This window comes from Nocardia sp. CNY236 (assembly GCF_000482385.1).
Lineage (GTDB): Bacteria > Actinomycetota > Actinomycetes > Mycobacteriales > Mycobacteriaceae > Nocardia.
On the sequence record NZ_AXVD01000011.1, the window covers coordinates 113,477 to 126,917 of the forward strand.

Here is a 13,441-nt window from a genome sequence, read left to right on the forward strand (position 1 = left end):
GTTGCGGGTGGGTGAACTGTGGCCGAACATTTCTCTTTGTGGGTGAACTCGAGACAGATGTACTGGTTATCGGCGGTGGACCCGCTGGTACCTGGGCAGCTGTCTCTGCGGCCGCGACCGGCGCCACCGTCGTGCTGGTCGACAAAGCGCGCTGCGGGTCGAGTGGACCGACGGCATTTGCCGCGACCTCGTTGTGGCATATTCCGCCCGGGGTGGCGCGGGACGAGGCGGTGCGCCGCACTTATGCGCAGGGTGGCAAACTCGGCGACCCGGACTGGATGCATCGCGTATTCGACGAGACCCACCATCGGGTCGAGCAGTTGGTGCGCTGGGGCCATCGGAAGCCCGCCGAGAAGGCACCTGCCACACCCAGGCGGGTATTGCTCGACGGCGGGGGCTATCTGCGCCGGATGCGTCATAGCGTGCGGGCGGTCGGCGTGCGCGTTCTCGACCACCATCCAGCACTGCAGTTGCTCGTCGACCGCGACGGCGTCGTGTCCGGCGCGACTGGGCTGCAACAGCGCAACGGGTTCCGGTGCTGGACCGTGCGCGCAGGTGCGGTCGTAGTCGCTACCGGTGGATGCGCGTTCTTGTCCGGCGGCGCGGGCACCGAGGGAAACACCGGTGACGGCCTACTGATCGCCGCGGAGGCCGGCGCCGAGTTGTCCGGGATGGAATTCTCCAACGCCTATAGCCTCGCTCCGGTCGGCAGCCCACATCCGGTGGACGATGCCGAGCTGGTTGCCCACTCGCAGCTCGCCCCGGTCTACGACGAGTCGGGTGCGCAGTTGCCGGGACACCGGTCGGTGGTGCTCGCGGCTATCGCCGGCGGTCGTCGGGTATTCGCGGAGCTGGACGACTTGCCACCCGCCGCTCGTGCTCGGCTCACTCGCCAAGGTCTCGTCGATCGAGCAGGTCGAGTCCCGCTGCGCGCGGTTCTGGAAGGCACCGTGCGCGGCACGGGAGGATTGCGGGTGACCGGCCCGGACTGCGCGACCACCGTGGCGGGCTTGTTCGCGGCAGGTGATGTGGCCAGCCGCGAGCCGATCACCGGCGCGGTGAGTGGATCCAGTGGCTTGGGCGGCGCGTGGGCAATGGCGTCGGGAGTGTGGGCTGGCGCGGGTGCGGCGAATTTCGCGCGTATGGCCGACCTGAACGCCCCGACCCACGCGGTCTTCGGCGCGGGACTAAACCCCGTAGCGCGGATCGATCCGCGAGCGGTGATCGGGCTCGTCCAAGAACATACGTTGCCATTGCGGCGCAGCTACTGGCGTAGCGCGGGAAGTCTGCGCGACAGCATCGCCGAACTCGACGCGATGTGGCCCGGAGCGGAATTCGACCTCGGTGGCACCGGGCTGGACCGCTTGCGCGCTCGGCAGGCTGCCGCGCTGCTGGCGGTGGCTCGGTGGACGAAATACAGCGCATTGATGCGGACCGAGACTCGGGGAATGCACCGCCGCACCGATCATCCCGGCGCTACCGAAGACTGGCGTGTGCGCCTGATGTCCGGAGGGGTGCGCAGAGTGTGGGTGCGCCCGGACGTACCGGAGACAGCTGCGGTGGAACACGCTCGCAACAGCGTGGCCTGATGCTGCGCGGCGGCGGGTCACGCCGACTCACCGAGGTGCCTGCCCACCGTGCGAGCCGACGCTCGTGTCTGCGCAACCTACGCGCACTACTGCGGGACGATGCCGCACGACCAGGCCTCGATGGATTCCGGTTTGCCGATTGTCTCCGGAGGCTGGCACAATATTTCGAACTCCTTGCCTTCGCCACCGCCGGGTAGGGAAGATACGGAGATCTCCGCATCGCGACATACCGTAGCGGCCGAGGGATCACACCGCATGTCGTGTCCGGGCCCACCTGCCCGGTTCTTGCTTCGCGGATCAGCGCCGCGCCATGTCGTTCCAGATGTCGGCACGCGACATTCGAAACGACATCGAACACCCTGGTCAGCGCGCCCGCCGAGCACAGTGAACGCTTGATATCAATTACCCGGTGGTAACCGTCCTCCGGTTTAGCCCGACCCGAGCAGGAGTGAAATCGTGTCACCTGTGACTGACGCACCGAATGCCACCACAAGTCTTTCCGAAATCACCGGCGACGAAGTTTTCGCCGGACATCTCGGTGGCAAACTTTCGGTGGAACTCAGTGCACCGTTGGAGACCCAGCGCGATCTGTCGATCGCCTACACCCCAGGTGTTGCTCGGGTCAGCCGGGCCATTGCGGAAGACGCGGCGCTGGCCAAGCGCTATACCTGGACCGACCGGCTCGTAGCCGTGGTCAGCGACGGCAGCGCCGTGCTCGGCTTGGGGGATATCGGTGCGCGCGCGTCGTTGCCGGTGATGGAGGGCAAGGCCGCGCTGTTCAAGAAGTTCGCCGGCCTGGACTCGATTCCGATCGTGCTGGACACCAAGGACGTCGACGAGATCGTCGAGACGCTGATCCGCCTGCGGCACAGCTTCGGTGCAGTCAATCTGGAGGACATTTCGGCACCTCGCTGTTTCGAAATCGAGCAGCGGGTGATCGAGGCGTTGGACTGCCCGGTGATGCACGACGATCAACACGGCACCGCCATCGTGGTGCTCGCTGCGCTCAATGGTGCTGCCGCAGTCCAGGGTCGCGGCATCGAGGGGATGAAGGTGGTGGTGTCCGGGGCGGGTGCAGCCGGCATCGCATGCGCGAACATTCTGCTCGCGGCGGGCCTTCGCGACGTCACCGTGCTCGACTCCAAAGGCATCGTGAGTGCCGATCGCGACGATCTCAATGACGTCAAGGCGGAATTGGCGGGTCGGACCAACCCACGGGGCCGTACCGGCGGGGCGCCCGAGGCATTGGCCGGCGCGGATGTGTTCCTGGGCCTGTCGGCTGGTCGGATCGGTGAGCAGCTCATCGCCTCGATGGCACCGGAGTCGATCGTGTTCGCCATGTCGAACCCGGACCCGGAGATCCACCCGGATACGGCTCGCCAGCACGCCGCGATCGTTGCCACCGGACGCAGCGATTTCCCGAACCAGATCAACAATGTGCTCGCGTTTCCCGGGGTCTTCAAGGGAGCCCTGGACGCCGGTGCTCGGCGGATCAGTGAAGGCATGAAGATCGCCGCCGCCGAGGCCATCCTCGGTGTCGTCGCCGACGAGCTCGGCCCGGACAAGATCGTGCCCAGTCCCCTGGATCCACGGGTGGCTCCTGCGGTCGCCGAGGCGGTGGCAGCTGCCGCCGTGGCCGAGGGCATCGTCTAGCGGGTCGAGAAGTCCAGCCGGTCGGAGGCGCCTAGCGGGTCGGAGGCGCCTAGCGGGTCGAGGCAACTTCGCCCGTCGGGCGTGACGGACGGGTCAGCCGGCCGGTTCCCGGTGCACTGGCCCATACCGCGAATGCGAGCACGCCGTCCAGCAGCATCGCCAGGATCGCAACGAGAAGCGCACCCACCAGAACGCGGTCGTACCGGTAGAGGCTGATGCCGTCGAAGATGAATCGGCCGAGACCACCGAGGTTCACGTACGCGGCGATCGTGGCAGTGGCCACGACCTGAAGTGTGGCGCTGCGCAGGCCGGTGAGCAGCACGGGCAGTGCATTGGGCAGCTCCACCTGCAGGAGGATCTGGCGTTCGGTCATGCCCATCGCCCGCGAGGAGTCCACGACATCGGTCGCGACATTGGCCATTCCGGCATACGCGCCGGCCAGCAATGGTGGAACACCGACCGTGACCAACGCCAGCAATGGCGGGATCGGGCCCAACCCCAGAAGCAACACCAAAAAGGTCAGTAGTCCGAGAGTGGGCAGGGCGCGCATCGCGTTGGCGAAGCCGACGAGCATCGCCGCACCACGCCTGATATGGCCGATGAGCAGCCCGAGCGGCACTGCAATCACGGCGGAGACGGCGACGGTGACGACGCTGTAGTACAGATGCTGGATGATCCGGGTACCGATACCCGCCGGGCCGCGCCAATTGGCGCCCTCGGCAAAGTAATGCCAGGCATCGAGGAAAACGCTCATGACGCCGTGCCTGCGCTCATGACGCCGTGCCTCGGGGTTGCGCGCCCCGGGCGCCCGCGGATATCCAAGGCGTGGCCCAGCGGCCGAGGGCATACACGATGCGGTCGGCGATCAGCGCCAGCGCGAGCGTCATGATCACGCCGGTCACGATCTCCTCCGGATAGTCACGCTGATACCCCTGCGTGAACAACTTGCCCAACCCGCCGACACCGATCAGCGATCCCACCGACACCATTGCGATATTGGCCACCACGACCACCCGAAGACTCGATACGAACACCGGGATGGCCAGTGGCATCTCCACGGTGAGCACGCGGCGCAGGGCGCTGTGCCCGACCGCGTCGGCCGCGTCGAGCACACTGGCCGGCACCGAATCCAGCGCTGCCGGGACCGCGATCGTCAGCAGTGCTGCGGAATAGATGGTGAGCGCGATGAGCACGGTCAGCGGGTCGATCGCCGAAATCCCCACCACCGGCGGAATGATCACGAACAGCGCCAGTGAGGGGATGGTGTAGGCCAGGCTCGCCGCGGTCACCGTGATCCGCCGTAGCCACGATCTGCGCCGCACCAGTGCGCCCACCGGAATCGCGATCACCAGCGCCACGAGCAGCGGCGTCAGCGCGAGATGGAGGTGGGTCCCGGTGAGCTCGAGGACTTCCGTGAAATTGGTGGTCAGATAGCTCATGTCATTCTCCGACGTCGCGGTGCGTCGCGTCCGATGTGGCGCACCGCCGATGCCGTCGAGAGTTCTCCCGCGCGCGCTGGCCGGCCAGGAGCTCGAGAACGTCGGCGGCCAGCACACCGCCGCGAACCAGACCGGCCTCGTCGACGGCCACCCCGATCCCGGACGGTGAAGAGATGGCGGCATCCAACGCTTGGCGCAGGTCTCCGACCGGGGTGAACAGTGAGCCGCCGGCCAGCATGCACCGAGTCGGCGGCTGCCCTGTGCGAACCTCTGCGACGGCGGCTTCGTCAACCCATCCGACGGGTTTCCCCTCGGCGTCGACCACCAGCGCCCATTCGCCGACGTCCAGCCGGAGCCCGATCACATCGTCGATGTCGACCGAGCGGATCTCGTGCAGCGCCACCTCGCTCGCGGAGCGAAAGGACAATCCGCGGTAGCCACGGTCGCGGCCGACGAAGTCGGCGACGAAATCGGTGGCCGGCTGGGCGAGCAGGCGGCGTGGCGAATCGTATTGCTGGACAACCCCGCCGTGGCCGAACACCGCTACCCGGTCGCCGAGAGTGATCGCCTCGTCGATATCGTGCGTGACGAATACGATGGTTTTGTGCAGTTGCGCTTGTAGCCTTTGCATTTCGACCTGGAGTTCCGCGCGCACCACGGGGTCCACGGCACTGAACGGCTCGTCCAGCAGCAGGATGGGTGGGTCCGCGGCCAGTGCCCGTGCCACGCCGACCCGCTGTTGTTGACCGCCGGACAGTTGCGCGGGATATCGTCGCGCCAGCGACCGGTCCAGGCCCACGCGGTCGAGTACCTCCAGCGCGGCGGCACGAGCAGCACGCCGCGTGTCGCCGCGCAGCACCGGAACCGTCGCCACATTGTCGATGACCGTTCGGTGTGGGAGTAGGCCACCGTTTTGGATGACGTACCCGATACCGAGGCGTAGCCGCACCGGGTCGACGGTCGCGATGTCCTTCCCGGCGATGGATATCGTGCCGGAGCTGGGGACGATCATCCGGTTGATCATCCGCATCGAGGTGGTCTTTCCACAGCCGGACGGGCCGACGAACACCGTGAACGAGGCGGATTCGATGCGCAGGTCGAGGTTGTCGACTGCGCGGGTGCGGCCCGGATACGTCTTGCTGACGCGGGAGAACTCGATATCGGACAACGTTTTCCCTAGTCGATCGGTGTGTTCAGTCCCTGTGCGGCTATCCAGGCCTTGGCAGCGACCTCGGGTTCGGTCTTGCTCGGACCGGACACCGCTTCGTTCAACTCGATCAGTTCGTCGGTGGTGAGCACGGCCGACACCGCATCCAGTGCGGCGCGGGCACGGTCGGAGTGCTCGGCCGTGTTGAACAGCGGGACGATGTTCTGCGCGGGGAAATTGTGCTTCGGGTCCTCCAACACGACCAGGTCGTACTGGGCGATGGCGGGCGAGGTGGTGAAGATGTTGGCCGCGGTCAGCTGGCCCTCGACCAGTGCGCGCACGGTTGCGGGACCGCCGCCGTCGGCGATCGGCACGAAGTTCTCCACGGAGATCTCGAGGCCGTAGTTCTTCCGCAGGCCAGGCAAACCGCCTGCGCGTTCCTGGAATTCGGCAGGTGCACCGAAGGTCACCCCGGCCGAGTGCTCGGCGAGGTCGCCGATGGTGCGTAGATTCCAGCGTTCGGCGGTGGCCCGGGTGACCACGACGGCGTCGGAATCCTGGCCGGGCGCGGGCGTGCCGATGGTCAGGTCGGAGCCGAGCGCCGCGCCGAGTGCCTTCTCGACCTCGTCGGCGGTGGTGGCAGTGGCATTCTGGTCCAGGTACTGCAGCAGATTGCCGGTGTACTCGGGGATCACCGAGATAGCGCACTGTCGCACCGCGGGGATATAAGCTTCGCGGCTACCGATGCCGAGCTTGGTCTCGACATCGAATCCGTTGACGCGCAGAGCCTCCGCGTACGCGAGGGCGACGGTCTCGGACTCCGGGAAGTTGGCCGAGCCGACGACCAGCCCCGGTCCCGAACACGTGCCGTCTGCGGCGAGCGGGTCGGAATCACCACAGGCGGAAAGGATCATCGCGATGGCGAGGGCTATTGCCACGACGTGGATGCGGGCGGCCGTCGACGCGGTGCGTCGCTCGGGAGTGTGGGTGGGTGTCACAAGGGTCCTTCCGGCATGACGAGCGGTGCACGGGATGGGATCGGGCGGCCGCCGGTACATTCTGGGTATCCATACTGCCCGGTTCCGGGTGCTTCTGTTGTCCGTGTCCGTTCGTCGGAGGGTTGGTAACACCGGATGGTGGTCGTTGCGTCCCAGCGGGTGCTGGCTCGATTTCTGGTCTTCGTGTCCGTGCTACTGATTGCTTCCTGCGGAAACACCGAACCAGGCACGCTGATCGCAGTTGGTGCGGGCGACTCCGCGGAGTCCGTCGTCCTGGCCGAGATCTACGCGGGCGCGTTGGAGCGGGCCGGCGCGCGCACCGAGGTGGTCACCCGTCTGGGTGATCGTTCCGAATATCTTGCCGCGCTCGATGCGGGTCGGGTGCACCTGGTCGGCGAACACACCGGCCCATTGCTGACCCATTTCAACGACCGTGCTCGCGACCAGCTGCCGAAGGCCGTCGCTTCGGCGGTGAGCGCTGCCCTGCCCCCGGGACTCGTGGTCGGCGATATCGCCGAGAGCGCCGATCTACGGCCGCGCGTCCTGCTACCTGCTCGGCAGGCAACACACGGCGCCGCCGTGCGCTCGGTCAGGGACCTTACTGCGCGCTGTGGCGACTCGACCCTCGGCGTGGTTTCGGCGCCGGGTTTGCTGCCCGACCCAGCCGTGCGCGATCGGATCGCCGGATGTGAGTTCACGACTACAGTGGCTTTCAGCGACCTGTCGGCGCTACGTGCGGCACTGTTGGACGGCACGGTCCAGATCGGTCTCGTGACCGTTCTGACCGAGCTCGCTCCCACCGAGATCGATGGGCTGACCGTGTTGTCGGATGAAGATTATTGCGTGCGGGCGCAAAACGTGCTACCGCTGTTTCGGAGAGGGTTGCTCGACCATCGGCAGATCACGAAGCTGAACTACGTTGCGGGTGAGCTGACCACCGCGGAACTGACTCGAATGGTCGTGCGAGTGCGCGATCGCGGCGCCTCACCAGAGGACAGTGCGCGGGCTTGGCTGGACGCGCACAGGTTGTAGCCAGTGGTAGGCAGGAACTGGGCGTTCCGGCGCTAGCAGCCGGCGAGGCTCGTAGTGGAGATGACAACCATGTCCACCAATCGCAATCCCTGGCCTGCGCTCTTCGCGCTGGTCGTCGGCTTTTTCATGCTTTTGCTGGATGTGACGATCGTCGCGGTCGCCAATCCGGCGATCATGGCCAGCCTGCACGCAGATGTTTCGCAGGTGATCTGGGTCACCAGTGCGTATCTGCTCACCTATGCGGTGCCGTTGCTGGTTACCGGTAGACTGGGTGATCGATTCGGTCCGAAGAACATCTACCTGATCGGGCTGGCCGTGTTCACCGGTGCTTCGCTGTGGTGCGGATTGTCCGGCAGCATCGTTATGTTGATTGCGGCCCGTGCGGCGCAGGGCGTCGGCGCGGCATTGATGACACCGCAAACCATGGCGGTCATCACCAGGACTTTTCCGCCGGACCGACGGGGTGCGGCGCTGGGGGTGGGCGGTGGAGTGGCAGGTCTGGCCACGTTGACCGGTCCCCTCCTCGGGGGAGTGCTGGTCGACCGACTCGGTTGGGAATGGATCTTCATCGTGAACGTTCCGGTCGGTGTAGTCGCTTTCGGATTGGTAGTCAGGCTGGTGCCTGCGCTGCCGACCCACACGCACACTTTCGACGTTCCCGGCATGTTGCTCAGTGGCGTCGGGATGTTCCTGCTCGTCTACGGCGTCCAGGAAGGCGCCGACCACGACTGGTCCTTGCGCATCTGGCTGGTGATCGGCATGGGCGTGCTCGTGCTCGGATCATTCGTGGTGCACCAGGCGCGCCACACCAGGGAGCCTTTGATGCCGCTGAGTCTGTTCCGCGATCGCAACTTTGCATTGGCAAGTGCCGCTATTGCCGCGATGGGCGCGGCGGCGACAGCGGTGATGGTGCCTGTGTACTTCTATCTACAAGCTGTGCGAGGGATGTCGTCGACGATGTCGGCGTTGCTCTTGGCGCCGAATGCGGTCATCGTCGGCCTCGCATCGCCAGTGATCGGCAAACTTGCCGATCGTGTGCATCCGCGAGTGGTGCCCACTCTCGGCTTCTCCCTGTTCGCCATTTCGGTGCTCTGGTTCGCGGCATTGATGCAGCCGGACTCGTCATTGGTCTGGTATGCGGTCGCCAGCGGATTGGCCGGTTTCGGTAATGCATGCATCTGGGCTAGGTTGACAGCCACCGCGATGCACGACCTACCGGTGCGGCAGGCCGGGGCGGGCTCCGGCGTCTACAACACCATGCGCCAGGGCGGTTCGGTACTCGGCAGCGCCGCAATCAGCGCGCTGATCGCGGCCCGCATGACGGCCAATGGAGTGGGCGGCGGCCCGCTGGTCGAGGAAGCAACAATTCCGGATTCGGTCAAGACCGCCTTCGGTAGTGCGCTCGGTCAATCCACTGTGCTGCCTGCAGGCATCTTGCTATTGGGCGCGGCCGCATCGGCGCTGCTGGTCGGGCACAGCTTCGCCTTCGATTCCGAGCGCGAGGTTGCGCGAGCGAGTCGCGGTTCGAGTTGACGCGACCCAGCTCCCGCCGCGAAGACCCAGCTCCCGCCGCGAAGACCCAGCACCCGCCGCGAAGACCCAGCACCCGCCCGCGCAGGTGAAATGGTCTGCGGGGCGGGCACCGGTGGGCGCGCCGCGGTGTGTGGTCAGCCGTAGATCTTCGCGACGTCGTCGGCGTACTTCTTCATGGCGACCGCGCGCTTGAGCGACATCTTCGGGGTGAGTTCGCCGGTCTCCTGAGTCCAGTCGGTGCTCAGTATGCGGATCTTCTTGATCTGCTCGGCGTGCGAGACCTTCTTGTTGGTCTCGGTCACCGCGGTGTCTATCTCGGCGATCAGGTCGGGCTGCTCGACGAGCTTCTCGATGGGAGTGTCGTCGGGCACACCGTGGCGCTGCTTCCACCCGGGCAATGCTTCGGGGTCGAGCGTGATCAACGCACCGATGAACGGCTGACCATCACCCACCACCATCACCTGACTGATCAGCGGATGCGCCCGAAGCGAATCCTCGAGCAGCGCGGGGGAGACGTTCTTCCCGCCGGCGGTGACGATGATCTCCTTCTTGCGGCCGGTGATGGTGATGAAACCGTCCGCATCGATGGCGCCGAGGTCACCGGTCTTGAACCAGCCATCCTCGAACGCATCCTCGGTGGCCTCGGAGTTGCCCCAGTATCCGCCGAACACAACTTCGCCGCGCAACAGCAATTCGCCATCGTCGGCGATCTTGGCGGCATGGCCGGCGAGCGGTCGCCCAACCGTTCCGACGCGGTTGTGTTCGGGGGTGTTCACCGTGGCGGCGGCGCTGGTCTCGGTCAGGCCGTAGCCTTCGTAGATCGTTACCCCGATGCCTCGGAAGAAGTGACCGAGGCGGGCGCCGAGCGGGCCTCCGCCGGAGACGGCCGTCTCACACTTGCCGCCGAGGGCGGCACGCAGTTTGCTGTAGACCAGCTTGTCGAACAGCGTGTGCTTCAGCTTCAGCGCCAACCCGGGGCCGCCATTGTCCACGGCTTCGCTCCAGGCGATGGCCGTGCTCGCCGCGGCATCGAAGATCTTGCCTTTGCCGTCGTCGTAGGCTTTCTGTTTGGCGCTGTTGAACACCTTCTCGAACACGCGTGGCACCGAAAGGATGAAGTCGGGCTTGAAGCTTGCGAATTGCTCGACGAGGGTGGACCAGTCGGCGGTGTGTGCGACGATCACCTTCGCTTCGAACGCGGTCAGCCCGATGATCCGCGCGAAAATGTGCGCCAGCGGCAGGAACATGAGGGTCTTCCTGCCCTCGGCCACGAAATTGTGCAATGCGGCGCGGGCTGCGGCGGATTCGGCGTAGAGATTCGAGTGGGTCAGCATGACCCCCTTGGGGCGACCCGTGGTGCCCGAGGTGTAGATCAGGGTAGCCGGTGACTGTGCGCCGACCTGGGCACGGCGGTCTCGAAGCACCTGGTCGTCCACATCGGCGCCACGGGCGATCAGTTCGTCCACAGCGCCCTGGTCGATCTGCAGGATCTCTCGCAGATTCGGCAGCGCACCGGGCTGGATCTCATCGATGACCTTGCGGTGCCTGTCGTTGTCCACAACCAGCAGCGTGGTCGTCGAGTCCTGCAGGATCCACTCCGCCTGCTCGGCGGAGGAGCTGTCGTAGATCGCGACGGTGCAGCCGCCCGCGGCCCAGATGGCGAAGTCGAGGACGGTCCACTCGTATCGAGTCGGGGCCATGATCGCAGCCCGCTGGCCGAGTTCGAGACCAGAGGCGATGAGGCCTTTGGCCACCTCGGTCACGGTCTTCGCGAATTCGGCGGCTGTGACGTCGCGCCAGCCGCCGCCACTGTTCGGTACGTTGAACACCACCATGTCCGGCGACTGTTCGGCGTGACGGAAGACGGTGTCGGAACTGTTCGCGTCATCCGGAATGGTGTAGGAAGCCGGGACTTCGAACTCTCGCATCAGTGCCCTTCCACGTGGGTTTACTCGTCAGTAATCTACGACACCTGTGCCAGGGCCGTGAGGTCAACCACGGTAATCGGCTTCGAACATCACCGCTTTGTACCGATCGGTCTGTCGGTTAGTCTAGTTCCTGCAGGTCAGCCATTCGAATCACACTGCGCAGGAACTGCCCGAGTTCGCGCACCAATGTGGCGGCTGGCGCGGTCAGCGCGGCTTGTAACTGCGCGACGTGCCACATCCCGCGGGTTTCGGTGTAGCGTACGGGCACATCTGCCGCGCGCAGTGCGGCGACGAGATCGACACACTGACCGTGCAGCAGTTCGCTGACGTCGACCTGTACATAGGTGGGCGGAAGGCCACGCATCTCGCCGAGCAATGGAGCGAAACGGGGGTCGGCGGGGTCACCATCGCCCACGTAGGCGGTTGCGCAGGCACGCATCCACGGCACGTTGAGCACCAGCTCCCGCGCGCCGTCGGGGATCCGGGTGGGATCGGTCACGGGTGCGATCAGGCCGAGTCCGGCCGGGGTGCACCCATGGTGGGTGACCAAGCGTTGCGCCAGGCCCAGCGCGGGGCCGCCGCCCGCGGAATCGCCGGAGATGGCGATCTGTTCCGAGCGACATCCCGTGAGCGCCATCAAGTCCACGAACGCAGCCTCGGCGTCGTCGAGTGCCGCCGGGTAGGGATGTTCGGGGGCGAGCCGGTAGTCCAGGATGTACACCGCGAACCCGGCCTCGCGTGCGAGCCGGGCTGCCAGCGTGCGGTGTGTGGTGATCGAGCCGATGGTGTACCCGCCACCGTGTAGATACAGCACGGCGCCGTCGTCTGCGGTGTCCTCGAAGCTGATCCGCTCGGCGGCTCGGCCACCCAGACGCATCTGTCGCACCATGGCGCCTTCGGGTATCGGCTGCGCGCGTGACACCGCCTCGAACAGGGTCCGTTGCGCTGGAAAGGGCAAGCGCGCGTTCAGTATCGCCCAGAAGATCGGACGCAGCATCGCCCGCGTGACGGGCAGCGGCAGGTTGAGGTCCCGCATCGTAATCCTCGAATCACAGCTGTCGAATCGCAGTTCAAGGAAGAACGTAGCGCGCGACAATGCTGGCAGCACGCTGAACGGTCAGCGGGGCGACTCGGGTGAGGACGTCCACCGCCCGGGCATCCCAGCCGACCACCACCCGCGGGCGGCCTTTACGCACGCCCTCGATGATCTTCTGTGCCGCCGCTTCGGGAGTAGTCGGGGTCATCAACCGATCGAATCCCGCGATCAACTTCTCGCGGTCGGCTCCCTCGACGTAGGTCGTGCTACGCGACGCGATCGGCGTCTGCACGCCGCCCGGGTGCACGACCGTGACCTTGACCGGGTATCGAGCCACCAACATCTCCACACGCAGCGACTCGGTGAAGCCTCGCACGGCAAACTTCGCCGCGACGTACGCGCTCAGATTGGGGCATGGCGACAGGCCGAATATGCTGGACATGTTGACGATATGACCTGCCCCCGATTCGATGCACAGGGGCAGAAACGCCTTGGTGCCATTGAGCACGCCCCAAAAATCGACGTCCATGGTCCGCTCGAAGTGCTTGAACTCCGAACGGATCACTTCGCCGTGGTGGGCGACGCCCGCGATATTGTAGATCTGGTGCGCGGTGCCATACCGTGCTTTCACCTCGTCCGCATAACGCTGCACGTCTGCACGCTCGACGACATTCAACCGATCGACGGTGACCTCGGCGCCGCGTCGTTCGCACTGGCGGGCAGTCTCGGCCAGCTCCTCGGGCTCGATGTCGGAGAGCGCGAGTTTCGCGCCACGTCCGGCCAGATTCGTCGCCAGTTCACGCCCGATCCCGCCACCTGCCCCGGTGATCACACAGACCTTGTTCTCGAAGTAGCTGTCCTTGTTGTTCACTGCGCCACCACCTCGTGTTCTGGACCAGATATGGATATGTCGCGGCGCCGGGTCGCGCTATCGCGGTCGGCCGGCGCAGCGCGAAGATCGAGCGGCCGGTGCTGTCGTTACACCGACGCGAGGTCGAGGTCGCAGCGCCCGCCATATCGCCGGGCCGGTTGAGCGTCGTCGACTCCGGCGTGTCGGGCATTCCTCCAGCGTACGCAGGTCAGAGC

The 13,441-nt window shown here is 65.8% G+C and carries 11 protein-coding genes; 4 read left to right on the forward strand and 7 right to left on the reverse strand.

Annotated features, from left to right (window positions below; all coding sequences use genetic code 11):
- Positions 1–38: 38 nt before the first annotated feature.
- Together K940_RS27550 and K940_RS0108910 are read left to right on the forward strand one after the other, a co-directional pair.
- Positions 39–1,589, forward strand: a complete 1,551-nt coding sequence (locus tag K940_RS27550) for an FAD-binding protein (RefSeq protein WP_051407020.1) — start codon at positions 39–41, stop codon at positions 1,587–1,589.
- Between the two features lie 456 nt (positions 1,590–2,045).
- Complete coding sequence (locus K940_RS0108910; RefSeq protein WP_028477242.1) at positions 2,046–3,242, forward strand: NADP-dependent malic enzyme; 1,197 nt, start codon at positions 2,046–2,048, stop codon at positions 3,240–3,242.
- A 49-nt stretch (positions 3,243–3,291) separates the two neighbouring features.
- On the opposite strand, the gene K940_RS0108915 is transcribed toward K940_RS0108910, so the two are convergent.
- From K940_RS0108915 to K940_RS0108930, 4 genes are read right to left on the reverse strand one after another with little or no spacing between them, the layout of a single operon-like run.
- The gene (locus tag K940_RS0108915) at positions 3,292–3,996 is read right to left on the reverse strand and encodes an ABC transporter permease (RefSeq protein ID WP_028477243.1); all 705 of its coding nucleotides are present in this window, start codon (positions 3,994–3,996) and stop codon (positions 3,292–3,294) included.
- 16 nt (positions 3,997–4,012) lie between these two features.
- Positions 4,013–4,681 carry an ABC transporter permease gene (locus tag K940_RS0108920; RefSeq protein WP_028477244.1) on the reverse strand — a complete coding sequence of 223 codons (669 nt, stop codon included), beginning with the start codon at positions 4,679–4,681 and terminating at the stop codon, positions 4,013–4,015.
- Between the two features lies 1 nt (position 4,682).
- Positions 4,683–5,849, reverse strand: a complete 1,167-nt coding sequence (locus K940_RS27555) for an ABC transporter ATP-binding protein (protein WP_051407021.1) — start codon at positions 5,847–5,849, stop codon at positions 4,683–4,685.
- A gap of 8 nt (positions 5,850–5,857) precedes the next feature.
- The gene (locus K940_RS0108930; RefSeq protein WP_231390298.1) at positions 5,858–6,742 is read right to left on the reverse strand and encodes an ABC transporter substrate-binding protein; all 885 of its coding nucleotides are present in this window, start codon (positions 6,740–6,742) and stop codon (positions 5,858–5,860) included.
- Positions 6,743–6,961: 219 nt separating this feature from the next.
- Here K940_RS0108930 and K940_RS0108935 point away from each other — a divergent pair, with 219 nt between their 5' ends.
- On the forward strand, positions 6,962–7,858 hold the full coding sequence (locus K940_RS0108935; protein ID WP_028477246.1) for a glycine betaine ABC transporter substrate-binding protein: 897 nt from the start codon (positions 6,962–6,964) through the stop codon (positions 7,856–7,858).
- Between the two features lie 69 nt (positions 7,859–7,927).
- Positions 7,928–9,391, forward strand: a complete 1,464-nt coding sequence (locus K940_RS27560; RefSeq protein WP_036528066.1) for a DHA2 family efflux MFS transporter permease subunit — start codon at positions 7,928–7,930, stop codon at positions 9,389–9,391.
- 134 nt (positions 9,392–9,525) lie between these two features.
- Here the strand turns inward: K940_RS27560 and K940_RS0108945 are convergent, their stop codons facing one another.
- From K940_RS0108945 to K940_RS0108955, 3 genes are all read right to left on the reverse strand, one after another.
- Entirely contained in the window at positions 9,526–11,319 is a 1,794-nt protein-coding gene (locus K940_RS0108945; RefSeq protein WP_028477247.1) for a long-chain fatty acid--CoA ligase, read from the reverse strand.
- A gap of 118 nt (positions 11,320–11,437) precedes the next feature.
- Positions 11,438–12,355, reverse strand: coding sequence for an alpha/beta hydrolase (locus tag K940_RS0108950; RefSeq protein ID WP_028477248.1), 918 nt, complete (start codon positions 12,353–12,355; stop codon positions 11,438–11,440).
- 34 nt (positions 12,356–12,389) lie between these two features.
- Positions 12,390–13,226, reverse strand: a complete 837-nt coding sequence (locus K940_RS0108955; protein WP_028477249.1) for an SDR family oxidoreductase — start codon at positions 13,224–13,226, stop codon at positions 12,390–12,392.
- Between the last annotated feature and the right edge of the window lie 215 nt (positions 13,227–13,441).